Annotated in this window: 27 protein-coding genes and 1 pseudogene; 4 read left to right on the top strand and 24 right to left on the bottom strand. The window is 42.3% G+C overall.

Going from position 1 to position 23443, the window contains the following annotated elements:
- Positions 1–231: 231 nt before the first annotated feature.
- The gene (locus tag AB4Z50_RS15005; protein WP_441880187.1) at positions 232–1965 is read right to left on the bottom strand and encodes a hypothetical protein; all 1734 of its coding nucleotides are present in this window, start codon (positions 1963–1965) and stop codon (positions 232–234) included.
- Positions 1966–2451: 486 nt separating this feature from the next.
- Between AB4Z50_RS15005 and AB4Z50_RS15000 the strand changes: the two genes are divergently transcribed.
- Positions 2452–3354: a hypothetical protein gene (locus AB4Z50_RS15000; RefSeq protein WP_441880185.1), complete on the top strand. Its 903-nt coding sequence runs from the start codon at positions 2452–2454 to the stop codon at positions 3352–3354.
- A 425-nt stretch (positions 3355–3779) separates the two neighbouring features.
- Here AB4Z50_RS15000 and AB4Z50_RS14995 read toward each other — a convergent pair whose 3' ends face one another.
- From AB4Z50_RS14995 to AB4Z50_RS14985, 3 genes and pseudogenes are all read right to left on the bottom strand, one after another.
- Positions 3780–4199, bottom strand: coding sequence for a hypothetical protein (locus AB4Z50_RS14995; RefSeq protein WP_441880183.1), 420 nt, complete (start codon positions 4197–4199; stop codon positions 3780–3782).
- 371 nt (positions 4200–4570) lie between these two features.
- On the bottom strand, positions 4571–5086 hold the full coding sequence (locus AB4Z50_RS14990) for a GNAT family N-acetyltransferase (RefSeq protein ID WP_441880181.1): 516 nt from the start codon (positions 5084–5086) through the stop codon (positions 4571–4573).
- A 348-nt stretch (positions 5087–5434) separates the two neighbouring features.
- Positions 5435–6166: pseudogene (locus AB4Z50_RS14985) on the bottom strand (DNA/RNA non-specific endonuclease); the annotation flags it as partial.
- Between the two features lie 1328 nt (positions 6167–7494).
- Between AB4Z50_RS14985 and AB4Z50_RS14980 the strand changes: the two are divergent.
- Positions 7495–7761, top strand: coding sequence for a hypothetical protein (locus AB4Z50_RS14980; RefSeq protein ID WP_441880179.1), 267 nt, complete (start codon positions 7495–7497; stop codon positions 7759–7761).
- A 35-nt stretch (positions 7762–7796) separates the two neighbouring features.
- Entirely contained in the window at positions 7797–9155 is a 1359-nt protein-coding gene (locus tag AB4Z50_RS14975) for a PIN-like domain-containing protein (RefSeq protein WP_441880178.1), read from the top strand.
- A 200-nt stretch (positions 9156–9355) separates the two neighbouring features.
- On the opposite strand, the gene AB4Z50_RS14970 is transcribed toward AB4Z50_RS14975, so the two are convergent.
- From AB4Z50_RS14970 to AB4Z50_RS14940, 7 genes are all read right to left on the bottom strand, one after another.
- Positions 9356–10204 carry a DNA adenine methylase gene (locus tag AB4Z50_RS14970; protein ID WP_441880176.1) on the bottom strand — a complete coding sequence of 283 codons (849 nt, stop codon included), beginning with the start codon at positions 10202–10204 and terminating at the stop codon, positions 9356–9358.
- Between the two features lie 253 nt (positions 10205–10457).
- Positions 10458–10754 (bottom strand): DUF5983 family protein, encoded by a 297-nt coding sequence (locus AB4Z50_RS14965; protein WP_441880174.1) that lies wholly within the window; start codon positions 10752–10754, stop codon positions 10458–10460.
- Positions 10755–10850: 96 nt separating this feature from the next.
- Positions 10851–11288: a hypothetical protein gene (locus AB4Z50_RS14960; RefSeq protein ID WP_441880172.1), complete on the bottom strand. Its 438-nt coding sequence runs from the start codon at positions 11286–11288 to the stop codon at positions 10851–10853.
- Between the two features lie 33 nt (positions 11289–11321).
- Positions 11322–12209, bottom strand: a complete 888-nt coding sequence (locus tag AB4Z50_RS14955) for a hypothetical protein (protein ID WP_441880170.1) — start codon at positions 12207–12209, stop codon at positions 11322–11324.
- A gap of 35 nt (positions 12210–12244) precedes the next feature.
- Complete coding sequence (locus AB4Z50_RS14950; RefSeq protein WP_441880168.1) at positions 12245–12790, bottom strand: hypothetical protein; 546 nt, start codon at positions 12788–12790, stop codon at positions 12245–12247.
- Between the two features lie 45 nt (positions 12791–12835).
- Entirely contained in the window at positions 12836–13168 is a 333-nt protein-coding gene (locus AB4Z50_RS14945; RefSeq protein ID WP_441880166.1) for a hypothetical protein, read from the bottom strand.
- A 23-nt stretch (positions 13169–13191) separates the two neighbouring features.
- Positions 13192–13875 carry an XF1762 family protein gene (locus tag AB4Z50_RS14940; protein ID WP_441880164.1) on the bottom strand — a complete coding sequence of 228 codons (684 nt, stop codon included), beginning with the start codon at positions 13873–13875 and terminating at the stop codon, positions 13192–13194.
- A gap of 337 nt (positions 13876–14212) precedes the next feature.
- Between AB4Z50_RS14940 and AB4Z50_RS14935 the strand changes: the two genes are divergently transcribed.
- On the top strand, positions 14213–14353 hold the full coding sequence (locus tag AB4Z50_RS14935) for a hypothetical protein (protein WP_441880162.1): 141 nt from the start codon (positions 14213–14215) through the stop codon (positions 14351–14353).
- 357 nt (positions 14354–14710) lie between these two features.
- Here the strand turns inward: AB4Z50_RS14935 and AB4Z50_RS14930 are convergent, their stop codons facing one another.
- From AB4Z50_RS14930 to AB4Z50_RS14870, 13 genes are all read right to left on the bottom strand, one after another.
- A complete protein-coding gene (locus AB4Z50_RS14930; RefSeq protein ID WP_441880160.1) occupies positions 14711–14974 on the bottom strand; it encodes a hypothetical protein in 264 nt (87 codons plus the stop codon).
- 191 nt (positions 14975–15165) lie between these two features.
- Positions 15166–15390, bottom strand: coding sequence for a hypothetical protein (locus AB4Z50_RS14925; protein WP_441880158.1), 225 nt, complete (start codon positions 15388–15390; stop codon positions 15166–15168).
- Positions 15387–16418 (bottom strand): TIR domain-containing protein, encoded by a 1032-nt coding sequence (locus AB4Z50_RS14920; RefSeq protein ID WP_441880156.1) that lies wholly within the window; start codon positions 16416–16418, stop codon positions 15387–15389. The genes AB4Z50_RS14925 and AB4Z50_RS14920 overlap by 4 nt, the downstream gene beginning before the upstream one ends.
- A gap of 98 nt (positions 16419–16516) precedes the next feature.
- On the bottom strand, positions 16517–17647 hold the full coding sequence (locus AB4Z50_RS14915; protein WP_441880154.1) for a hypothetical protein: 1131 nt from the start codon (positions 17645–17647) through the stop codon (positions 16517–16519).
- A gap of 142 nt (positions 17648–17789) precedes the next feature.
- Positions 17790–18317: a hypothetical protein gene (locus AB4Z50_RS14910; RefSeq protein ID WP_441880152.1), complete on the bottom strand. Its 528-nt coding sequence runs from the start codon at positions 18315–18317 to the stop codon at positions 17790–17792.
- Between the two features lie 4 nt (positions 18318–18321).
- Positions 18322–18645: a hypothetical protein gene (locus AB4Z50_RS14905; RefSeq protein WP_441880150.1), complete on the bottom strand. Its 324-nt coding sequence runs from the start codon at positions 18643–18645 to the stop codon at positions 18322–18324.
- Positions 18646–18704: 59 nt separating this feature from the next.
- On the bottom strand, positions 18705–19220 hold the full coding sequence (locus AB4Z50_RS14900; RefSeq protein WP_441880148.1) for a hypothetical protein: 516 nt from the start codon (positions 19218–19220) through the stop codon (positions 18705–18707).
- Positions 19221–19347: 127 nt separating this feature from the next.
- The gene (locus AB4Z50_RS14895; RefSeq protein WP_441880146.1) at positions 19348–20037 is read right to left on the bottom strand and encodes a JAB domain-containing protein; all 690 of its coding nucleotides are present in this window, start codon (positions 20035–20037) and stop codon (positions 19348–19350) included.
- A 307-nt stretch (positions 20038–20344) separates the two neighbouring features.
- Entirely contained in the window at positions 20345–20917 is a 573-nt protein-coding gene (locus tag AB4Z50_RS14890; RefSeq protein WP_441880144.1) for a hypothetical protein, read from the bottom strand.
- Between the two features lie 4 nt (positions 20918–20921).
- On the bottom strand, positions 20922–21263 hold the full coding sequence (locus tag AB4Z50_RS14885; RefSeq protein ID WP_441880142.1) for a hypothetical protein: 342 nt from the start codon (positions 21261–21263) through the stop codon (positions 20922–20924).
- Between the two features lie 29 nt (positions 21264–21292).
- A complete protein-coding gene (locus tag AB4Z50_RS14880) occupies positions 21293–21544 on the bottom strand; it encodes a hypothetical protein (protein ID WP_441880140.1) in 252 nt (83 codons plus the stop codon).
- An 86-nt stretch (positions 21545–21630) separates the two neighbouring features.
- Positions 21631–21912: a YgiT-type zinc finger protein gene (locus AB4Z50_RS14875; RefSeq protein ID WP_441880139.1), complete on the bottom strand. Its 282-nt coding sequence runs from the start codon at positions 21910–21912 to the stop codon at positions 21631–21633.
- Positions 21913–22101: 189 nt separating this feature from the next.
- Positions 22102–22491, bottom strand: a complete 390-nt coding sequence (locus AB4Z50_RS14870; protein WP_441880236.1) for a DUF4258 domain-containing protein — start codon at positions 22489–22491, stop codon at positions 22102–22104.
- Positions 22492–23443 lie beyond the last annotated feature (952 nt).

The raw sequence follows: 23443 nt of genomic DNA, 5'->3' as shown, positions 1-23443 counted from the left end.
CAGTTTTCCTGTTAAATTCCCCATTTCGTCCTTGAAGAAACGGTCAATTCGGTTTCCCTGCAGTTAGGTACCTTCATCCGTGATGACGGATGCATGGAAGAATGAGTTTGGACGACTTTGTTTTCTATCCCCATCTGGTTCCACGATTCTCAAATCTGTACCCGTCACGCCTGCCCTTACGTCCAGGAGCTTTCTGATACAGTTCAAATGAGCCTTCCTCAAAGCGAAATCTTAGACATTCGGCTTTGATCTCGATTCGCCCCTCCCCTTGATTGAAGATGTTTCTGGCATAGTGAATCCCGCATGTAGCATCATTCTCCGGTCACTCTCCATCTCAGCCGTCCGGAATGAGAGGATCGACACCGACTTGACTTCCCGATTGAAAGCATACTGCATCGTGATTTCCTCACCCATAGCGTAAAATAGGACCTTTCGTTCGTCGACCGTTCTTGTGTCATCATTCCTATCGTCTTCCTGGAAGGCCAGGATATGTCGCACGATAATGTGAATGAGCATCTCTGCGTCTTTCGGGTCCTCGAAATACTGGAATAGGCATTGAGCCTGTGGCAGCCATTCCACGATAAAACCTGTGCTGTCCGCAACCTCCGAGCGTAGCCGCTCCGTATGGAAAGACAGCGGCTGCAAGGTCACAACGATCTGCGAACCCAGAACCCGATTGGAGGCATATACAGCTGTGAGAGTCGGAAGCTTCGCTAGGACCACAAAAACTTCGTTGACCAGCTTCTCGATATCAAGCTGTACGATATAATCCTCCAGCGTACCCTGATTAGCGCAGCGGCGTCTCAGTACCTTGAGAATCCAGACCAACCTGCAGGCTTCCTCCACGTGTTTCCCATTGGTCAGCTTTCTCAAAACGGCCATCAGCGGTTGCCCTTTGCTGTTCCACCCATAGTAAGGATTGCGGTACTCAAACTCGTCATCCGCTATTTTCAAGCGAGCACTCATGAGAATCTCTTGCAGACAGCTCACGATAAAAAGCGGATTCAAATCGTGTTCCGCAGCGGCGCCTTGCTGTTTCACCTGTTCAAACAGTGGCTCGATATGCACGGACAGTCGGATCAGCTCACTGCGCTCTTCTCCGGTGGTGTCTACACGCCCAAAGACCGCTGCCGCAACCTTATCAATTGATTTTGCAACATAAGCCTTGGGGTCTTTAACGATAAGTGGCGGGAGCTCGAGAGGCTCTATGTTTGCTTGGAGCATCCCCATCGTTTGGCTGCTTTGCAACAGGAATGCAATTGCCCTGCTCAAATCGTCGGTCTTCGCCAGCTGCTTCATCTGCGACACCCGAAGGTAGAACGATTCCATAACCTTCGCATTCCCGACTCCCACAAGCGGCGGAAATGCGGTCAATTCGCGGGCCAGTCCGTCCCGAATCCTTTTCAATTCCTGTAAACGAACCTCCCGATCGAGCTTCCGGTTTGAGGCAATGATTGCAACTCGCCTAAGCTTCTCATGCCACAACGAAACACTTACATTAAGCGTTGTCTCCACATCCTGGGGGAACACGTCGCCTACCTCCCGGCGAAGCTGCAATTGCAGTTCGGTGACGATACTCCCGTTTGCGCTGTCTTCCCCTATAGAGCGTTTGTCGACGTTTTCGAGACTGGTTTTGGACAGCAGATCTGTAATTCTCACTTTGCCCGAATACGACTTTTCGAACTGATACAGCAGCTTGAGCAGTTTTAATTTCTCGAATTGCTGCTCCTCGCCATAGGTATCCAAATCCAAATAAAGCCGCTTCTTGAGCAGAGGGCGTAGCCCACTAGGACTGCCGACAAGCTTCTGCCTGATGTTAATGGGAGTCTCATTCTTGGACCGTTCCGGGCTTTCCACTTCGGCTTCTCCTTGAATCTCTTTAATGAGCTCTTCCATCGTCAGTGATCCACCATCATACGGTACGCCTATATCGAAGCGCACCAGCTTCTTATCGGAAATGATCATGTTCAATCCCCTCCTTTTTTCTACCAACTGTAACTGATTGATCATATCGCTTATTATAGCCCAACCTGGTTCGGACGCTTAGCATAAAAAAGTCGAAAAACCAAAAAGGAAGTGAGCCCTCACGGCCTTGAAAGGCAGCGCGTTCATCGGCCGGTGCAGCATGACATACTCCTAGCCGACGAGCCAGTAACTACCCGGCGTGAAAGTCTGGCCCAGATTATCGCCGGTTGCATATCTCAGGGAGCTCGAGTACGGGTAGTGTTTTTTGCTTTCCTTCTCTTTTGCAACTACTTTATTTTCTCTACAACTTTATTTTCTTCTTACAATTAGACTGCATCGCTCGCAGCACATCCTTAGAAGAGATAATCCTCTCCCAGTTAAAGTGAGTAAATTATGGTAAAATAAGAGTATTAGAAATTCGTCAGTTCATGACGAATCTATGATAACGAACTCATGGATATGATGAGAAGATAAGGGGTCTTCAAAATGAACATTTTAAAAGAGCAACAAGTCCACGACAACCTGCAAAACCAGAACAAAACGGAATTATGGGACGAATATCGTCAGCTCACCGAAGGACTTATCCGCAATCTCGATGGTAAGCGTTCCATCTTAGGCGGACGAGCCTTGTTGCTTGGCGCCGGCAACGGCAACGATCTTCCCCTCGAATTCTTGGAAAAAGGATTTGAAGAGATTGTGCTTGTAGATATTGATCAATCCGCGCTGGACAGGCTACTTACGAAAGTTAGCGATCCTAATAAGTTCAAAACCGTCATTGCCGATCTATCGGGCGTCAGCGATCAACTGCCCTCTTCTCTTTCAGACAAGTCCGAAGCCGAACTCATTCATCTCATGGAAGGCTTGACCTATAATCCAACATGGGCAACCTCAATTCAAGGCCAATTCGACTTCATCATGACCTGCCATATCACAACCCAATTGGTCGCTCCAGTCTTCATGAACCAAGTGTCGTTTCTGCCTTCGCAGTTCGGTGCATTCAATGTTAACCTAAACAAACTGGCAAATCTCGTTGTGGAAGGACTCATAGAGGCAATCCAGTCGCTTCTCTCGGTTAAAGGCGTCTTGTTGCATTCGACGGACACATTCGAACTGGGATTTGACGGAAACGGAAACCCACTGCGCCCACATACAGCCGAAATCATTAAAGCGGTCCAGGGTGATTTGAGTAAGCTCTATACGATCGTTCCTCTGCTCGGACAATTAGCAGAGAAAAGCAACCACATTACCGGTAGTACGGCTCCTCTAGAGGTGTTCGAAAAGCTCTATGATAGACTGACAACGTTCGTCAATGCTTGGCATTTCGAAGACAGTCCACATTTCCAGAAATATTATATCGTCTTCGGATATGCCCTCACCAAGAAAGCATAAAGGCATCGTTTCACAAGCGGCAGTCTAAGACGTTATCAATCTAGTCTTGGTCCGCCGCTGCTTCTTATATTGGATCAGTCTAAAACTCTTTTTCATTTGAATTTTTCATTTTGATATATTGCGGTAACCCGATGTCGCTTTAAAATACTACTCACTGTTACGCTAACCTGCCAGTTAGCGTAATGAAAAAATGAAGCAGCTGCTGACTGCAACTGCTCCATGGTGTGTTTAACTAACGTGTCCCGTTAGCGGAACAACTAACTTTTGGATTATTAATTATTAATTAATCATTTCTTTTAAAAATGGAATAAGAAAAATAAATCACTCCACCAACACCTAAAATCATTGATATACCAAACAATATCCATACTATTTCCATGGTGATTGTTAAACAATTGTTTCCTTAACAAATTCGTCTGACGTCGCTATTGGCTTACAGGTATTTCAATCGTGGATTTGTCAGGGTTTAATACAAATTCCCACACTTTCCCGTCATCTCCCTTGTAGAAGAATGAATACATAATAGCTTTTTCCTTTTGGAAGTTAATAAACAACTGGTTTACAACATTCCCATCAATTATATCTTCGTGGGCAACCGCTTCTAATCTTCGTTCATAGTGTGCGCCTTCTTTATTGGTAGTATCATAAAGCCAAAGTTTTCCTCCATCTGCTTCACCAGAGATGTAATTTTTTCCAAATGCTAGTTCTACTTCAGACATCGAAAGACCAATTTCTGCTTTTTCCTTGATAAAATCTATATCTAATGTTTTGGATGATTCACCTGCGCAGCTTGAAAATACAATAATTACAACAAAGCCGAGACAAGTAGTTAACAACTTTTTCATTTCAATTCCTCCCTTTTGTTGTACCATAAGCCAGTAATAAATCCAGAGGTTCCAAATAGTACTGCGATAATATTAAAGATTATATCCCTCTTTTGTGTAGTTGTTTAGTTCTAACATTTATAGTACTCCCTTCGATATCGGTAATTGTTAGAGCCCAGAAAAAACAGCCGATTGCCACCACTCAATCCTCCCGTTAGTTCAACACCTAACAGTACAACTGTACAATAACTTTTTGTGAAGATGTAAAAAGAGCTGCCGCAGCAGCTCCTTCTTCGTTTGTATAGGGTCCTTCATTGAACTAACGTTTCCCGTTAGCTCAATTTCAAACAGTATATGGGTTCATCATGGAAGCCTTTTTCAATTTCACCTGCTCATTTTGTTCGCTCTACAAAATACAGAAAAAATTCCATATCTATATTCCTAAAATTCTTAGTATCTTTATCAATAATATTCATACCGTTTCGAACAGCAACTTTTTGAGCGGCTACATTTGTGTCCCTAATAATAGAATAAACCCTATTTGCATTAAGAACTGAGAAAGCATATTCCTTGCAAGCAATTGCCGCTTCTGTTGCGTAACCTTTGTGCCAATACGCTTTTTGAAACAAAAACCCTATTTCCAAAATTTCTTTTTCTCTCCAGCCTTGCATTGTCAAGCCACATTGACCAATCATTTCGTTTGTTTCTTTTAATACAACAGCCCAAAGTCCAAAACCATACTCTTCATATCTTTTAAGATGTCTGTTAAGCCAATTTTGTGCTTCTTCTAAGTTGAATGCACTTTCATAAGCAGCACGCATTACTTCCTCATCACACAATATTCCGCACAATGCATCATAATCGGACTGCACCATTTCTCTAATTATAAGACGTTTTGTTTCTATCAAAAATCTCCCACCTTTCTATTATATTAATAACCTTTCAAAATTTTTCTTATAGGATCCTTAATTATGGCATAATCTGTAATATTTGAACAAGAGAATAATTAATTTTTATTGAACTATCCTGCCCGTTAGCGTAATGAAAAAAAGGAGCAGTTGCCTATGCAAATGCTCCTTTTTGTGTTCAACTATCGTTCTCCGTTAGTGATAAATTATTATACTTTTTCACCATACAAATTTTATAGTCGATATGACAATTAATTTCAGTTATTTCATGTACAGATACCCATTTGAAAATTGAAATAAAGCGTCCAACGAGGAAAATGTCTGTTCTTTCGTTCATTTATATTAGTCTTACTCGCCTACCATGCCGTCACCATCACGATCATCCATATATTTGTACAGCCAATGATCACTCGTTATTGGCATACTATAACCTGCCGCTTTTGCTTCTTTAATCGTTACTTTTCCATTTCCATTTGTATCAACCTTTGCAAGATCGCCCTTTGTGTTTGTACTATTAGGTTTAGAAGTTACATCGCCTGTCAAACCAAGCGATGCGTTTACCTCGTCAGGGTTCACGTTATCAAATTTATCAACAATCACTTTACCTTTTAACGTATAAGTGTACTGATAACTTGAAGGAATTTGTGTTTTGGTGTTCGGATAGGTGATAATCGCTTCGAAATTCGTTGCTCCGCCTGCTTTGCGTATCGTATCTTCCATATACGCTTGATCACCATGCCTGTTTAGCGTGCTATCTTGCGGGGTAATATTATATGCATTTGATACCCCTCCGAGTGAATCAGCAATGATATGTCCTTCATCCAATACGTCACTTTCGACACCAGGAACCTTTGCCTCATCAGGGTAGTATCTGCCAGACGATAATACAGGTTCTTTACTGTCGTCTTGTAGAATAATTTCAGTAGCACTGACTCGCACTAATTGCCCATATTCATTAGTAAATGCCCAATATTCACGGTCTCCGTAACCAATGTCAACAACAACTTTAGGTTCACGATGCCCAGACAAATCACCACCATCAACCTCAATAAGCTTGTATCCTGAAAACAATTCATTACTTGGTTTGGTACTTTCAAACAACTTTGCCGTTTTCAATACTTTCTTGTAATCACCTAAATAATCATATTTCGACTTGTCGTTGCTGTCGTAAGTGCAGGAAATCATTACTACTTTCCCAGCATCTATGTTATAGGCAAATGAATAACTCGTAGTAGAAATCACCCCAACACCTTCTGTGTCAGGGCTGGTATATGTGATAGTCCAACCAGGTAAACCCGCAATTGTTGTTTTCTCTGATTTTTGTATATCTGAGTTGGCAATTTTCCCTGCTTCCAAGGTACTCTTAACAATAGAAGGTATACTACTATTAAAATCTTCTTGTGTCCCTGAAAAATCTTTAATCTGAAATAATATAGACGCATAATAATCTTTTTCTTCAGGATAATAGTGCATCAAATTTTCCGTTGAACCTTTGTCTAACACATCGAAATAAGATGGAAAGGAAAAATCAATTCCGCTCCAAGTAATCGTTTTGTTAGATTTTGTGTCGAATCCACTTAGATTTCTACCACTTGATACTCCGCTTGCCTCCGTGACTTCAGAAGCGGATGCATTATTTTCTGCTTTTGTGCTTATGCTTGAACTTGACGGTGTTTTTGCTTTATCTTCATGCCCATTCGAATCTATAGAACATCCCACTAATGTAAAAATAAAACACGCAATAAAAAAAATGTTGATTATTTTTTTCACTTCGTTCCTCCTCGACTTATTTCTTTCCTTTTCTCTAAACCTCATAGAAAACTCCATAACCATAGAATTTACGTAGAATCTGATCCACCAGCTGCAATTTCCCTAAGTCTTTTTTTTTATTTAGCAGTTGTTTTTCATCCATAACACCTATAATACAAACTATTATCCTTATTTTATCATATAGTCTTATTGAACTAAACTGCCGTTAGCTTAATGAAGCGGCGGCAGTCTAATGCTTTATTTTCTCAGTCTACAACTTTATTTTCCGAGTCTAACACTTTATTTTTCAGTCTAATACTTTATTTTCTTTGGACACCTCGCATGCAGGAGCGGGGCCGACAGCTGGATCGTGATATAAAAGCCGGAGTACGATCGGGTGTACGTGGAGCGCTTTGCCGGGATATATTTCCCTATCCGGCTGATGTGGACGGCGAACATGTCACTCTCTAAGTACCACCTCGAGCGCCCCCCTGCGTCAACAGTGGCGAAGTTTGTGAAACAGCGTGACAGTGTAGTGGCATGCACTGGCTGTTCCACACGATGTTCCTCTTGCTGTTTGGAGAACCCTGCGCCTCGGAATACGTAAACATGTCCTTGCTGTACCGCTTGGTGGCCTCGTTCATGCTGGAAGTCCCGGTATGGCATATCGCTCCGGTCCTGCCCAAAATTCGATGACGTCTACCTCCTTCCAGCTTCTGTTGCTGTTGGTCGATAGGATACAGTACACGTCGATAGCCATAACGGAGATTGAAGCCTTATTCTACATTCGCCGAGTCAGGGCGGGTAATCGGTTCGCCGGACTGCAACAAGCTTCGGATCTTGGAGAAGTATTGAAAGACAGTTCAGTCAACAAAGTCGGATGGACACTGTTTTATTGTAAAAACTACCAAATATCGATAAAATGAATAATGTAATTGTTGTTGAGGAGGTATAAGAGAACGTGCGTATTCCAGCAGATGAATTTGAGGATTTTATGTTAAACAGGTCTGAAATAGTAATTGATTCTAGCGGTTATCTTGATTTATATCGAATGAGTCCTGAGGTTTCCGCTGACGTTTTGAATTGCCTTTGGCGAATAAATGAACTGCTTTGGTTGCCGAACCAAGTTAAAGAAGAATTTAATAACAGGTATAAGTCTGTTATTGCTGATGAGAAAGACAAACATAAAAATATATTCAAGGATTTAAAAAATTCTATCGATAGCGCAAAAGAAAAGGTTAACACACAGTTACAGAAGTTTTCGAATTACAAGATTAAAGATGCGAAGGAAGTTGCTGAATCAGCGGTTCGTAGGCTTGATGAGATCATTACAGAAATAGAAAGCGCTTCTGTTTCACTTAAAGAACAAAAGCATATAAAGAGAAAACTCCTTGAGTCAGGTCAAGTCGAAAAGCTTGTTGGCGAGTTGTCAAAAAGAGCTTCAGCAGGTACACCGTTTGGATATACCGAATTAATTGCGATTTATACAGAGGCCTACATTCGCATTCAACACGAGATCCCTCCTGGATTTAAGGATACCAGAAAAGATAAAAAGGACGAAAAAGGAACAGCGAAATATGGAGATTTCATTATTTGGAAGGAAATACTTAAACGGACAAAAGAAAAGGACTCATCATTTATATTCGTCACAAGTGATGTGAAGGCTGATTGGTGGGATCTTAGCAAAAATCAGCGAACTCAGCGAGAAGAGCTTGAGGTCGAGTTTAGTGAATACTCTAAGAACCGATTACTTATAATGACATTCGTCGAATTCGCCTCATACCTACTTAAATATTATTCTATTGATATCGAATTAGATGATATTGAAGATAGTGCTGACAATATAATGACTAGATTAGCAAGCCGAGTTGATTTCGAAGAAGTTGTCAATGGGGATGGTACGTTAACTGAATTTTTGAATCATTCGGGAGAGCTTCAACCATATTTAGATGATGTAGTGGTTGATGTGGAGGTCTGGGGAATCGGTTTTCCGGCCATTTCGTCAATTTCAACCAGAATTGAAGGCGATCACGTAACAATGTACGGCTTTTTTGAGATCGACGTAGACGCTACTGTTTATGAAAAGGTCGGAACCGACTTTCAGGTTTCCAAAACGGCCGATATAAATGTGTTTTCAAATATTAGTTTCGAGTTTGATATCGATAGAGAGATGAAACATGTAATTCAAAAATCTGTTACGATAAAGGTTGAGGATTTTTCTGTATTCGATGCGAGAATCCGCAGTGACGAGAAAATTATAGATCAGGACGACGATGATGAATCCCCTTATTTACCGGAGACTACCCACGATCTTCTTTAATACTCGCAACTGCTTTAAACAGACCTCTAACTCTATCTCTATAGAACGAGTATAAATTTCCAACTTACTTCTACATGGAAAAAAAACCTCATTACCATAATTGATGCAATAAAAACTTCCTTTTACATAGAAACTTCTTTTTAAAATTTTAGCCGTGAAAAAAAGATCGCCACAGTTGTAATAACTGAGCGATCATTTTTTTATATTCTGAAATTTAAAAATGGCCTTACTACCTCGTCAGGATCGTAATTCATAAAGAAAAATTCGGTTTCTCTGCGTCGTTCCTGACCCAGTTCTGCTTTCACAACAGCACCGACACGGGCTTCAACCGTCCGTATGTGGAAGTTTTTATAAAGATCAAGTACAAGCGGGTGTCCATAGTAAGTGACTAGGCACTTGCCCTGAATACCGTGTAGTAATTCTGCAAGATCAATATGATCTTTCTTATTAAATCCGCCCAGATAGAAGTGCTCTTTGTCTACATAGGGACTATCAATAAAAAAGAACGTATTTGGTCCATCATATCGTTTGATCACTTCTCTAAAATCTAGGGACTCAATTAAAATAGAACGAAAGCGCTGCTCGAAAGAATCCAGTCGAACAATAGAATTTTGATAATCAATCGCTGAATTTTTCACCTTACCGTAACGAAATCCACTTGGTACACCATTTGCTGGAATGATTCGTTGTCGCAGCAGATAATACCAGCGTGCTGCACGCTCCACAGGGTTCGCAGGAGCCGCGGACTTCAACATCTCATTATAGAGTTGTCTACTCGTTGGGAGAGATCTTAAGGCTTGTAGAAGATCTGTCTTTTGACTTCTTAGCGTCATTAAAAAGTGAATGAGCTCTGAGTCAATATCATTGAAGATTTCTACTGGGCTTTGAGGCTTAGCAACAGATAAGTGAGCACCGCCTCCAAAAGCGTCCACAAAACAATGATGTTTAGGAAAAAGTGGAACAATGTGTTTTGCAAGAAAATGCTTTCCACCGAACCATCTCAGCGGACTGTGGGTTTTAATTACATTTTGAACGGACTCCGTATTCATACCAATCTCTCCATTTCCAAATCGGGTTTAGTCGATTCGGAAAAGGCAGGACTCATGTTGTCCTCTTATACAATCTCGAAAGAACCGTATAAGTGCTACTCTGTCCAGTTGAACGATTGCTCGGAGGGGGCTACAGTGAACCGCAAAACGGAAAATCCCGCTCCTCCGTCGCACCTATAATCAGAGAGTTGGTCGTGGAGCTGCTCTTTTTATGACTTTATACATTTAAACATCCTCCTGCTTACTCTATCAATTACTCATACACTGGCAAATTAGTGATTCTGTGACCGGCGTGATCGAGCATTGCCCATTTATATCCACCAGCTGCAGCGTAAGAGATAATATCAAGAATAGCGGATGGAAAACTCTCTTTATTTAAAATTACATCGTAATCTGAAGGGATTTCGATAAACCAACCCATAATTGCTTTCGATTTATCATAAACTGCAACAGCAAACCGTTTTTCTTTGGCAGCATCAATCCAGGCCTTTGCCTCCTCAGAAATATGTACGGTCGATAGGATCAATACATTAGTGTTATTTTTTTTCATTTGAAATCCTCCTACCACGCCCCTTTCAACAGGGGAGCGTGATTCTAGCTCCCCCTGTCAAGGAATATACTAATTACCTAAAATAATTCATACTATTCAGTCTCGTTCAAAATACCGGCCATCTCGATACTTCTTGCTGGCTGACTTTGAACAACTGACACAAAAATACATCACACCAGTTTTATTAACGCCATCAGGGCTTAAACGATCCGCAACGAAATCTATTTCTTCACTAGGGTTTCCAAAGGATTTCATACATCCACTACAGCTTTCGAAATCAAATTCTTGATTTTCTTCAGCCTCATATTGATTGTATTCTAAGCTGCCATTACTAAAGGAATTTTTGTACTGGGTAGTTAATACAGAATCGCCAATTACATTCGAGGTAAAGACGATTAGTAAAGCATCCGCTTCTTCAAGGCCTTTTCTTACCATGTCGTCAACGACGAATTTCAAGTATTTATCCTTCATAACTAATCGGCGCATGTTCTCTTCTTCGAAAATGGGCTCAACTTCATGGTCAACTATTATCATGCAAAATGCCTCCTTATTCATGCCTCTACTGAATCATTTGAGCAAAGCGACTTGCAAGCGCAGCAGTGATTCATTAATTCTGTTTTCTGCTTGAACAGCGTACTGTCGTTTTAGCAAATAACAGGTGAATTTTGCAATTGACTTGCCAAACATGCTCTTGATTCGTTCATAATCCGTGCTGGCATGAAGGTCAGATAGTGATTTTTGAGCTTGAAGAAATGCCTTAAAATTTCCGTTCTGATCCTCCTGTTCCATCATCGTCTCAAGATCAGTTAGGGCTTTGCTCGCTTCCTTCCGTTTTTGACGGCAATTGCCAAGCAAAGATTTTAATTCACCGATATGATTTTCAATACCATAAAGCTGCGCACGAGAATCATACTCTGTTACGATTTGGCTGGCTTCTTCAGGCGTCCAATCTTTTATGATTGCCGATACATGTCGCTTCTCACGGTTTATCTCTTTTAATTTGCGTTGATTGCGTTCCTCTTCAATCAACGTTTCGTAGGAAGATGCCTTCGCACCAAGAGGCACTCCGGCACCATAGAGTCGATACTGGATTCCGTTTGCTTCTAATAATTCCATAAGCGGATCCGCCACAGTTTTGCCCGCATGGATTTCAACGAATGGAAGCGGGACATATGACAAGACATGAGCTAGAATTTTACTTGCAAAATGACGGCAGGCTTCCTTTCGTGGATGATATTCTTGAACCGGGTATGGTTCTACGATCTCATCAAAGCCGATGATACGCTGCCCGTATTGACTTAAAAAGAAAATATCTTCCCGTGGAAAATCCCGCTCCGTCATATAGTTCATGACTGCATTAACCCATCTACTTCGCTGTCCCTGATAAAACCGGTGAGCTTCCATGGGTTCGTTTTGTCTGGTAGAAGACTCTGTGATAAAAGCAATCCTACGCATGGTAGACACTCCTTCTCATTATATGAATTACCTAATCACACGCGAACATCAACTTCAAAGTGCCATTTACCAAGCTTTGCTTCTTTACCTCCAACCGGTGATACTTCCAGAATACAAGTTGGGACGGTTAGCTGCTTGGTTACCTCATCCTGCCATAGGCGTGAAGGGATCACATGTATACATGAATTGAGCCTCTTAGCCAATTCGTCCGCCTTCTTGCTTGCTTCTCCTGCAGTAAGTGTAAATTCCTCTACAACATCTGGGACGTTCGGTCCTCTGTTATAACCTGCTGTGGCAAGCAACTGTAAGCGAATTAGTTCAGGCGTCTCATTAGTAATACGGAAGCCTGAAACCAATTTGCCAGGAGCCTTTGGCTTGATTTTAACCATTTTTGACTTTGATGCCGCAGTAGCGGGAACCGGTTTTTCTACGCAAATAAATTTATTCCATTCAGTTATGCTGTTGCCCCCGCCGTCGTAGGTGTCATATCCATAGGTTCGGTTCAAACTCTCCTCGAATTGCATACGAGCTGCATATTCATCCATCCCAAAGCCAAAACCCGATCGTCTATCTCTTCCCATTTTTTAATTCCTCCTATTTTGTGTTTGCTTCAAATTACCAATAAATTACGATGCGACTTTTAATGTACGGCATCCGCGCTTAGCAAACCTGAGGCCTATTCCCTTTAGCTTGTAGATGGAGCATCTGAGTTGAGCTGAATGATAGGGTTCATCCCCGGAGAAAAGCAGGCTCATTGGAATATCCACGAACACCAGCTCTTTGCCTTTAGCACGCTTCTGGATTCCACTCTGATCGGAATACCATGAAGGCAGCAATGGCGGACGATTTAGTGACACCCCACGATTGCGAATTGCAAACAATCGTACTTTTTCGCAGCTTAACGTAGCTAAAATAGCAATTATCATTTGCAGCATTACAAATCGCTTTACCTGTAACATTTAAAAATCCCCCCATATGAAATTTAAAATGATATATTTAATCGCCAGTATTTCTTCTGACTGATTGGGTGTTTATCCACCCGTTGTCTGCTATGACTATTCCAACTTCCTCCTAGACTCTTCCCTAACAACTGAAACCCGGCTGCACGTAAAGAAGAGCCTGACTCTTCATCGAGCGTATACGTGATTAGGGAATGGTAACCCATCTCTCTCGCTACGCGTCTTGCAGCAGCATACAGCTTGCTGCAGGAGTGAACATACGCATTGTTGACACAGAGGCGAGTCACTTCAAGCGTATAGCCATTGTCTCGATGCCTGGATACAGGTCTACCCGCAGTAAGAACACCAATCAGTCTTTCACCATTAGTTAGCCCAAGAGCAAACTTCATACCCTGTGGCGCCATATGATGTCGATGATGCTCATTGATAAAGCTGCATGCCTGACGAAAAGATACTGGCGTTAGAAGCGTTTCGAATTTTTCATACTCCGGATAGAAATCGGCCATAAAACGATTCGCCTGCTTACGGCTCAGTGCCGAATCCCAAAGTAATTCGAACCCATTAATATGCAAGTCCCATCGTCGATTATTGAGCTCATCATCAGAATAGATGAGATATTTCTTCATCACCTCATGGACGAAAATCCAATAAAAGCTCACAGGTTTAGGAAAAGACAGTTGTGTATGACTAGCCAATAAGTATTTCATTTTCCAATTCCTCCTCTTTTGGGCACAAAAAAAAGGAGACGCAAAAAAACATACGTGTCCCGTATGTTTAAATGGTCTCCTATTTATCGTGCATATGTTTAATCGCTGTAAAGCGGCTCCTTCCCTGCAAGAACATTTCGAGCTGCAAGGAAAATAATGTTTGTTTCGGAATGGTTATATTATAATATGATACTTACTAATATGTAAACTATAAGAAGAATGTTAAAGCGAGGTAAGTTATAAGTCTTTTATATACTAAAAATACTTAAATCCGTGCGATCCGGCCGAGGAGATGCATACATCTGTTCCGGCATTTACCAATAGGTGTTGAGGATAGGTGGGTCATGATGTTGTTCGCGTGGTAGCGGAACAAGTTGCCGTCCATCGTGTCAGAAGCAATGAGAAAACATACCCGCTCATTGCCGATCACTACGCCCATTTGAGAATTAAAAGCACAGCACTTCGGCCTGGAGATTAGCGAGTGACTCCAGCACTGTGGTTTAAAAATTTAGAAAATCGTCAGCATTTGCAAGCTAACTGCAAATTCGCTAGTCTCCTGACACCTCGGCCGGCGAAGAGATCACGCTGCATCAGCGCATTCGGAAGAACAACTGGGAGTACGTGCTGCAGCTTCGCCGCGAGCTCGGCCCCGGCCGCAGGCGAACCTTAACGTCTGAACTGGCGCTTCGGAAGAATAACTAGGAGCACGAGTCGAAGCTTCACCGCGCGGCTGATCGCGGCGTGTGAATTGATCGCTGAACCAGCGCTTTAGCCGCCGTGACAGTCTATATCATTATTTTTCGAGTCCAACTACTTTATTTTCTTTTTACAATTATCACTTATTTGACTCTTTACTCTTCTTCCAAGTTCGATGATCCATAACTTCATCAAAGGTTAGAGTAAAATCACCATAAGCTCTAACGTTAATTTGAATCCTTCCAATCACTTCTTTTGCAGAGATCATTCCGCTTACTCCGAATTTTTCTAGATATATTTCGATAACGTCATCTTCAGTTAAATTATAATACAAAAGATCCTCAACAATAGGTGACCATATACAGTATCCACCATTAGGCTCTTTTAATATTTGCCATGACATGCAATTGTCCCTCTCAAATATGCTGGTTTTCCTTTAGATTTATCCCCGGAGTATCTTTTAAATTTACAGGCCTGAAAAAGTAGGACCATACTAACTCACCTCGTGAATTTATGAAAATAATGTAGTACCACAATAACGTGTAGGCATTGAATCAAAAAAACCGCCGAGGCCGAGGCCGAAGCGGTTTACCTTTATGCAAATGATGGTTTCTTATCAATTACCTTGCCACTATAGACCTTTACATATTCCTTGTCTGTGCCTTCAACGGATGGACCGGTGAAAACAACTCCAATGCTGGAATCTCGTTTAATTCCTTTACTTGTGGAGATCAATACGTGATTAGCTCGCCCCGTGCGATGGCGGACACGACCAGACCCGATGGTACGAACCGTAGGTTTTCTTCCAATTCTTTTCATTTCGAATCCCCTCCAACCAAAGCTTTAATGGTACCTAGGAGCTCTGCATTAATCCTGATGATCTCTTCAAAGTGTTCATCAGATAAAATTCGATTACCCGAGATGTGAACAGAGAGAACATGCTCCTTATCTAAAGGATAGCACAAGATGTAAACCTCTTCAATTCCCCGACGCAAGAAAAACTCGAATTCTCCTGTATTGAAGGCACCCACAACATAGATTTTTTGATCACCATCTGTTTTTCCATCGTTTTCGTTGAGTTTATATGTTCTTCCCCGTCCTACGTTTCCACCGACCTGCTGGATATTTTCATCATCGCTTTTTTTCCAAATCGCTGCACCAGTTGTAGTAAAGCTATGAGGTGGCAAGAGGGAGTTGCGGATCGCCTCGGAAAAAGCGGTGTACCGCTCCATAGGATTCGTAACGGTTACATTTCTAATGTACTCCCAAAAAAAACGGAGGATGCTCTGCTTACGGTCAATGATGGCCTGCTTCTCGTCTAGTAGTGTTTTCGGGTCCTGAAATAATTGCTGCTGCTCGATGGCTTTCATGATTTCACCGCAAGCAGTATCAACCGCAGCAGCATACTTGCCATCAGCACGTTGTCCGTAACTGAGTAATGTAAGTCCAGCCAAGTCCGACAGCAAATGGAAATCAGAAACATTCGTTCCCTGAATTAAATCGTCTCGCTCCGGAAGATCCCGAGGTATGATGCAGAATACGCGTCGTCTTCCTAATCTCCCCCAAAATAAACCCGCTTCAAAAAGAGTGTTATCTCGTGTTATAAATACGGGCTTTTTCCTTATCATTGCTACATCATCAGCTGCAAATACGAAAATACCGAAATCATTTACACTAAGTTCTTTTTCAAGTGCTTCCATTGTGTAATCATTGGCACCAAAGGTTCCTGCATACCAAGGATTCACTTGAGCCACATATTCAAGTTGGGCGCTCACCGCACGGGCATAATCAATCGCTTCCCGAGAACAGCCGATAAAGACGTTTGGCTTACGATTGGTTGTATTCAAGGTACTGGTCTCCTTTTAGGGTATGATAATTCCCATTGTTTATAAGTATACAGGCCTCCCCCATTACAGGGAAGGTCTGTCCAACTCCATTTTCTTGATCACCTTAATGCTGTGCCAAAAGTTGGCGGTAGCAGATCGAAGTTCATCTGAATGTCCTTATATCGATCCTCCAGAGCTGCAAGAGTCCGAACGTTAAAGCCAAGGGCTTCTTCACTCGTCATCCCCGTTGGAGCCTTCACGTCGCCAACTAAGGAGGTCAACGTACGAAAGATCCTACCGTTCAACCATGAGCTTGCGTCTGCAGAAAACCATGGGTACTGCATCAACAGCCGGGTTGTTCCGAGACCGAGTGCGTGGAAATTTGCACGGTCTCCGAAGCGTCGAAAGATTTCAGCAAACACTTCCGCCCGCTTCCTACGACTGACTAAAACAGAACCCCCTATTGCAATAACATCGTGATCCTCTTCTACCATTTCCTCAAGCACATCTAGAGAACTCTGTACATGAAAGATAGGAACCGGCTTTCGTCCGACAACCCGCTCCAAGTAAAGCGTATTTCTCCGCGTTGTCTCTGGATCTCCGATAATATCTAGTGTTAGGAACTGGTATATAGAATCAGAATGGCGTATACAAAACTCTGCATATGATTCCAAATCAATGGGTTTTATGAATTTCCCCTTCTGCGCTGCTTCTACTATCGTCTTTGCACCAGGATCTAGGATTACGCATTTGTAATCAAAACCGAGTTGCTGAAGATTTAATTTCCAGCTGTCTGTAAGATCTGAACGAAGATTAACGAAATTAAGCAATATGAAGGTTCCTCCATTCTGCTTAACTATGCGAACATCATCCTTCGATTTACTAACGCCACTGAATATATAACGTAGGCCACGCATGCTTAGACGAACCCCACCGGTCTTCGTTTCTGAAACCTTACAAATATCAACCATGATCGTTTTAATCAAACCAGCAAGCGCGCTTGAAAAAGAATTGATCTTGATCAAGGCCTTTAGGGTCGTAACACGACGATAAAAGAGAAAGGCAATCGCACGCCGTAAGCTTGCTCTAGGGATACGATTGGGACGTTTGCTCTTTTCAGTTGTAATGTATATGAAATCGGAAGTAACTTTCTGGATGATATTTGGACGTTTCCCCTTAACCGTAAGAAAGGTATACCCTTCCTTTCCGAACTTACGGAAGAATGCCCGCTCCTTTTGAACTGCTTTCATTGTGAATTGAGGATTCATAGTTCTCCACCATCCCATACATTCAGGTCCCTCATTAATGCGCTCGTGTACCAGGCGGGCGAGCCCGCCATAGTTACAGCGGAGCTTCCCTCCTTAGTTTTGAATATGAAATACATAGTAAATGCTATTTGACGAGCGAGTATGGAAAGGCATGAGCCGTAGTCTGGTCAAACATAGGTTTTCCTGCAGTCTGGCTAGCTGCCCTGCGCTTCTCAATAAGCACTACGACTTCTTGACCACCTCTCTTAGAACAAAGATGGCCCCATTTATGACTTATCTTATATTGCGTCTCCCAATGTTTCTGAATCGCATCCACTTCCCAGATGCCGACCTGTACAGAATGCTCACATTCATATTTCAGGTAACACCAACCACCATTCTCTCTGCCGCCAAAACCTCTAGTTACGGTATAGACATTAACCCATATGCCAAGACCAAACAGACTTGTAAAAATGTGCCAGGGCCATAAAAGAGTATCGATGCAGTTTTGTAAGAGAGTCTTATTCGGTAGAGGGGGATTGTTTAGATCCGGGAAAACAGGCGGCGATGCAGCCTTCACTACTCTAGTAGGTACTGGCTTCATCGCAGCTGCGAGTTGTTCTTCAATTTTCTCTAGGGCCTCAAACAAATCGATCTGTTCAACCTTCTCCATGCGGTCACCCTCCAATCCTAGAGCGGAAGCGGGATTGAATCCTTCCGATGGCATTGAAGGTGCGTACAGCGGTCATACGTATGCCAGCGAGCTTTTCAGCTATCAGATCACGCATGAGTGGTCTGAGATAATCGCGATCGCAAATGACATAGCTGCCGTCGGGGAAGACGACCTTGTTTCGATCTTCTTTCTCGAATACGCTAAATGGCTTATAGGCGACTACAGTACCAACACGGCCGACGAGTGAGTTTGAAGCATGGTTCCACCCGGCCCCCATTTTCACCTGACGACCGGCGGGATAAAGTTGAATGTTATCTGCTTGCTTCATATTGAATTACCTCCGATTTTTTTGATACCAATCCATCATTGATCTCCGAATGCCCCACTTTACTTCTTCGCGATGATGATATACTCCACAGGACGTTTCTCATGTACTTCACGAATATAATCAGCGAATACCCAGCGACCGTTCTTTTTCCAGTAATGTGCTATGTTTCGGAGAATGAGAAAATCCATGATTAGCCGAAGCCCGAAAATATAGCTTCGGCTGCCTGGAAGGATCTTCGCTTTATTCGATCTAGTTGCTGATTGAAATAGAAAAGTTTGCGCAACAAGAATGCAGTCTGGATAGCCACTATCAAACTTCTGGATCGCATCGACAAACACCCGGTGAAATTCGACTTTCCCGAGGTTGTAGAAGCCGAGATACGGAAGAAAGTGAAGGGCGTAGATGCCGTCATTCCGCCTGCTTACGACGAAATAGCGATTCAGGTATCTACCCTTATACCGCGCCCTTAAACATAGGCTTAAGGTCGACAAAGGAAGTAGGATTGCGATGCAAATTGGTATTAGCATGATCGTAAAAACGATCGTTATGAATAGGACCAGAAAATTTTCGAACATTCGTATTACCTCCTTGAAATAGAAAAAGAAGACGGCAATCTATGCGCCATCTCCCTATTTCCTTGACTATTTGCTATGATTTAGCTTCGAATATTTAACCTATCCATCTTGAATTCTAATATAGGAATCAGATTAGACCCTGCTCCTTTAAGCTAGCCCATCTGTTGCCACCAAGACCACCGATAATAATGTGGTCTATTATGGATATACCGATAATTTCTCCCGCTTCAGTGATTCGTTTTGAAATGGCAATGTCCTCCGGAGAGGCGGTCGTATCACCACTGGGATGGTTATGGCAGACTATGATGGATGCTGCACCTTGTCGAATGGCTGCTTTGAACAGCTCTCTGGGATGAACAAGGCTAGCGTTTAGATGTCCGATTGAAACCACTTCTCGTCCAATGACCATGTTCTTCGTATTTAAGAATAGTGCAACAAAATGCTCCTTATCTTGATACTTAAGGTCTTCGATCAAAGGAATGGCATCTTTTGCCGTTCTGATAAACACTGGGGAAGAGAGATTGTTTTTACCAACACGCCTCGCAAATTCGAATATGGCCATCAGACTGAAGCTGCTCTTCTCGTCTAATCCGAATATTGTTGAAAGTTCAAATTCAGACAAAGAAGCCAAATATGGCAACCCCTTTTGAAGGATATCATCCGCAGTAGTAGAAATTGGACGATTCCGTAGAAGCGGGGCCAAAATGGTAACCATCAACTCTTTGTTTGATAGCGATCCAGCATTGCATGTTTGGTAGTAATTCTCTCGTACTTCCCTAACTACAAATTTATTTAAATCTGCGACATTGTCGTACATTTTTATATCCTCCTGGTATCTGAAATGTGAAATGGGAGCGCAGCGCGCTCCCATTTTTCCTCTAACTATTTCCGTGAACTGAGTTGACCAATTACGGTGCAATTCTTTATAGTTTCACGGGCTTTCGTCATCCGAGAACATTTCATTAACAAAAGTTTCTGTTGTCTACTCATATATATTCGCCCAACCAAATGCCAGGGAATACCCCAGCACATTTGGTAGTGGGCTTCCTCCCTACATTATGGTTTTATAAACCTTCCAATTGCCTCCAACTTCTTGCTGTGATGCACGTGATCGCTGTTACCCGTTAGCCGGCAGCGAAAATATCAAATTGGATCTGAGCGTCTGGCCGAGTATTTCCTAGCAGGTTATGCTTGATCTCTTCTAGCCAAGTCGAAAATCGGTGATGCTGTATCGCTTTTTTTCCATCCTTACTCCTGACTTCAAAATGATAGATGCCGGGTCTTATCGGAAAGAATGAATAGCGATACTGCTTTTCCTCTTTTGTCCAGATTAGTGGTGATGACTCCTGGAATCCATATAGAGAATTGAATTCCTCAAGATGAACAACAGCCTGCATCCAATAAACCGTTGTTGGCGAGTACTGGCTTACGATATAGAACCATTCGGCAAGTAAACGCTCAAAACCACTCTTATCCGTGTTACCGTTTGCATGTTGCCATCGGATCCAAAAGAATGATCGTTCCTGGTTACTAACGCCCGGTCTATATTCAACCTGCAGATGATGATCACCGATGGAGCGGGTCCATTGATTGCGTTTTTTAACATCTGGTTGTAGTTTCAGCTGTTCAAAAGCTTTTACTAAACCATTAAGTGGCAAATCGATGCGCCATTTGAAAGCAATATAGTCCAGCTTCATAGCATCACGCCCCTAACTTAATGCCTTGGGCGATAGTCGTCCCAAGAGGGAGGATACCTCTATGTTGCTTACCGGCTGCCAAAATGACAGCATCTCTTGCCTCAAAGCCTTCCTCGTGCAGCTGCTCATTTATTTGTGAACCCCATATAAACAGCTCCGCAGGAGTAAGAACGAGAACACTCGTAGGAACAAGATAAGTCCCTTCTTCGACTTTGACCAATCCTTCACCAGTCAATGAATAAACCGTTTCCCCGTAATTTTTAGCGAGCTCTAAATTCTCATCCATGCGTGTCTCGAATCCACCAAGATTAAGGAGAAGACACACTTTTTTTTGTTTATGTTTCATACCAATTACCACCCTTCGGTTCAGTATTTTCATGCAGATACTAGGTAGGCCCCGATTTTGAGAGGAATGTCATGCTTGATAAATAACTCGAGCAACGACTTTTCGTAGAAATCTGCATCCTTATCCGTAAGCTGTTTGCCGCGGCTGCCTACAATAACTGTGATTGGTAGGCTCTTGACCACATCAAAAAAAATGGTTTCCGTTTGGCCATCCCGCTCCACGAAAGCACATCCACCGCAAACTAAGCTTTGGTTTAGCTGAATCGATACACGCTTAATCATTTCAATTACCCCCTATAGACATAAAAAAAGAAGACGTCAGAGACGCCTTCTAATTACAATCCAATATGATGTTATTAAGTCGGATCCTATGCGGGTGATACCCTTCTGGAAACGAAGTCCTGAATAGAAAATTTACCTTTCAGGTCTTTAAGGGAAACCTCGACTTTGCCGACGATTTTCATACTAGCGAGATGTTTGGCATATCCCGCTATCATGGCACCGTCGTCTAACAAGATTTGTTGTCCCTCTTCGCAGCCACATACTTCAGCAGGCACATCAGTAACGACTAATAGGCCACCTTCATACGGGCGTTCGCTCTTAATATACATAGTTTGAATTTCTCCTTCACAATGGTCACATCGAGACATAAAAATCCCTCCTATGACCTAATTTTATCATGGGTTTTAAATTACTCCAAACAGTTGAATTAAATTACCCGAAGATCAAATGATCAACTACAATCCAACTACCAATGATCCAAAAAAGGATAACTAATGCTTTTACACGGTCGCCCTGCTTGGTAGGCATCGTATCTCACCTTCCTAAACAAGTATAAATTAATTGCCTCCAGTAGGAATGTGCTTTGTGTAACGTTCTCGATCAGCGGGGAAAACTGTTTTGACAATAAACCGGTTCCCGGTCTTCATCAAAACAACAACCACACAGTAATCATCCGAGACAGCAGGTCCGACAATGATGCGTTCAGGATCAGGGTTTCTGCCTTTATTAGAGCCAGAACGACCATTTTCCCCACTATCATAGCCCTCAACGATCTGCCCATGGGAAATTGCCCAAAGGATATCCAGCTCGTCAAACACGCGATCCGCAAAACTCTCATTGTGATAGCGGTCGTTTATGTAATGAGGAGAGATAGTCGTTTGATAACCATCCTGTCTATTAACGCCCTTTCGGATACATTCCAGTTCTTGTAACCAGTACTTTCTCATGTGATCCACGTACTTATTACTCCTCCTTTGCCAAATAGTAGACAAAAAAATAGCCCCGAATGCTAAAAAAGGCATATCCAAATAAGAATTTGGACTGCTCTTCCTGCTTCGAGGCTACACTATAAATAGTTATCTAAACGATAACACTCCTTCTCCACTGAATACGCGACTGCGGAGATAATTATTGGTTTTTCATAATACAACAAGTATATAGGAAAAATATGAAGCGGGCAATAGAAAAGGAATATAGCAGATAGGATGTATACTTCCCGAAATATTACAGCTTTAAAAGAAAAGGACAGGAGGGTAAGATTGCAAATTCACAGAGAAAATATATAATAAAAAAGGGAACCGTGTCTGGTGTGGGTGAACACAGATTATCATCCTTTTTTATTTAATGATTTGCCTTTAATCGTAATCACGTATTCTTACGATTAAAGTTGCTTCTCATCGTACAGCATTTTGGATCAAGGTTTCTCTGATTCCCTTCCAAAAATATATCGCGATGAAGAATTTTAGAATACGTAACGTCTGTAGGGACTTGAGGATGATAATTCTGATTGCCACCCGCGCTCGTTTGTGTCCATGGTAAAAGGTAAAAAGAAAACAAAAAAGCCCTTCGGCCTGGGAACCGAATGGGCTTTTTTGCTGTCTTAGAAACTGAGTATCGGGAATAATAATAGTAATAAGAAAGAGCCACGCATATCCCTGTACGGTCGAGTTGCCCCCTAATGGGATAAAAAACTGGTTGGGTACCAGTTCCCATTACACCGTCAGTTCAGTTTGTAGCTCTTCCTTTGTATCTAGATTAACCCTTTTTACAAGGGTGGGTTTCCTCCGTCGTCTCCGGAAAAGATATTAAGGAGGAGACGGGCTAGATTAACCACTAGCCCACCCCACTTCGATACTAAATCCAACTTACGTGGGTTCTCTTTACCGATTTGGTATTGAG

The sequence above is a fragment of the Paenibacillus sp. 2TAB26 genome, from assembly GCF_052115145.1.
GTDB lineage: Bacteria > Bacillota > Bacilli > Paenibacillales > Paenibacillaceae > Pristimantibacillus.
The sequence above is the reverse complement of the archived record's forward strand: the minus strand, read 5'-3'. Positions and strand labels throughout refer to the sequence as shown.

Bases quoted from the DNA above. Each gene is read 5' to 3' on its own strand.
- AB4Z50_RS14895 (WP_441880146.1), bottom strand. From the start codon at position 20,037: ATGTACGACAATGTCGCAGATTTAAATAAATTTGTAGTTAGGGAAGTA.
- AB4Z50_RS14905 (WP_441880150.1), bottom strand. From the start codon at position 18,645: ATGAAGCAAGCAGATAACATTCAACTTTATCCCGCCGGTCGTCAGGTG.
- AB4Z50_RS14950 (WP_441880168.1), bottom strand. From the start codon at position 12,790: ATGGGAAGAGATAGACGATCGGGTTTTGGCTTTGGGATGGATGAATAT.
- AB4Z50_RS14875 (WP_441880139.1), bottom strand. From the start codon at position 21,912: ATGTCTCGATGTGACCATTGTGAAGGAGAAATTCAAACTATGTATATT.
- AB4Z50_RS14885 (WP_441880142.1), bottom strand. From the start codon at position 21,263: ATGAAACATAAACAAAAAAAAGTGTGTCTTCTCCTTAATCTTGGTGGA.
- AB4Z50_RS14880 (WP_441880140.1), bottom strand. From the start codon at position 21,544: ATGATTAAGCGTGTATCGATTCAGCTAAACCAAAGCTTAGTTTGCGGT.
- AB4Z50_RS14890 (WP_441880144.1), bottom strand. From the start codon at position 20,917: ATGAAGCTGGACTATATTGCTTTCAAATGGCGCATCGATTTGCCACTT.
- AB4Z50_RS14955 (WP_441880170.1), bottom strand. From the start codon at position 12,209: ATGCGTAGGATTGCTTTTATCACAGAGTCTTCTACCAGACAAAACGAA.
- AB4Z50_RS15000 (WP_441880185.1), top strand. From the start codon at position 2,452: ATGAACATTTTAAAAGAGCAACAAGTCCACGACAACCTGCAAAACCAG.
- AB4Z50_RS15005 (WP_441880187.1), bottom strand. From the start codon at position 1,965: ATGATCATTTCCGATAAGAAGCTGGTGCGCTTCGATATAGGCGTACCG.
- AB4Z50_RS14930 (WP_441880160.1), bottom strand. From the start codon at position 14,974: ATGTCATGGCAAATATTAAAAGAGCCTAATGGTGGATACTGTATATGG.
- AB4Z50_RS14925 (WP_441880158.1), bottom strand. From the start codon at position 15,390: ATGAAAAGAATTGGAAGAAAACCTACGGTTCGTACCATCGGGTCTGGT.
- AB4Z50_RS14940 (WP_441880164.1), bottom strand. From the start codon at position 13,875: ATGAAATACTTATTGGCTAGTCATACACAACTGTCTTTTCCTAAACCT.
- AB4Z50_RS14870 (WP_441880236.1), bottom strand. From the start codon at position 22,491: ATGAGAAAGTACTGGTTACAAGAACTGGAATGTATCCGAAAGGGCGTT.
- AB4Z50_RS14970 (WP_441880176.1), bottom strand. From the start codon at position 10,204: ATGAATACGGAGTCCGTTCAAAATGTAATTAAAACCCACAGTCCGCTG.
- AB4Z50_RS14910 (WP_441880152.1), bottom strand. From the start codon at position 18,317: ATGGAGAAGGTTGAACAGATCGATTTGTTTGAGGCCCTAGAGAAAATT.
- AB4Z50_RS14980 (WP_441880179.1), top strand. From the start codon at position 7,495: ATGGCATATCGCTCCGGTCCTGCCCAAAATTCGATGACGTCTACCTCC.
- AB4Z50_RS14995 (WP_441880183.1), bottom strand. From the start codon at position 4,199: ATGAAAAAGTTGTTAACTACTTGTCTCGGCTTTGTTGTAATTATTGTA.
- AB4Z50_RS14945 (WP_441880166.1), bottom strand. From the start codon at position 13,168: ATGTTACAGGTAAAGCGATTTGTAATGCTGCAAATGATAATTGCTATT.
- AB4Z50_RS14965 (WP_441880174.1), bottom strand. From the start codon at position 10,754: ATGAAAAAAAATAACACTAATGTATTGATCCTATCGACCGTACATATT.
- AB4Z50_RS14915 (WP_441880154.1), bottom strand. From the start codon at position 17,647: ATGAAAGCAGTTCAAAAGGAGCGGGCATTCTTCCGTAAGTTCGGAAAG.
- AB4Z50_RS14900 (WP_441880148.1), bottom strand. From the start codon at position 19,220: ATGTTCGAAAATTTTCTGGTCCTATTCATAACGATCGTTTTTACGATC.
- AB4Z50_RS14960 (WP_441880172.1), bottom strand. From the start codon at position 11,288: ATGATAATAGTTGACCATGAAGTTGAGCCCATTTTCGAAGAAGAGAAC.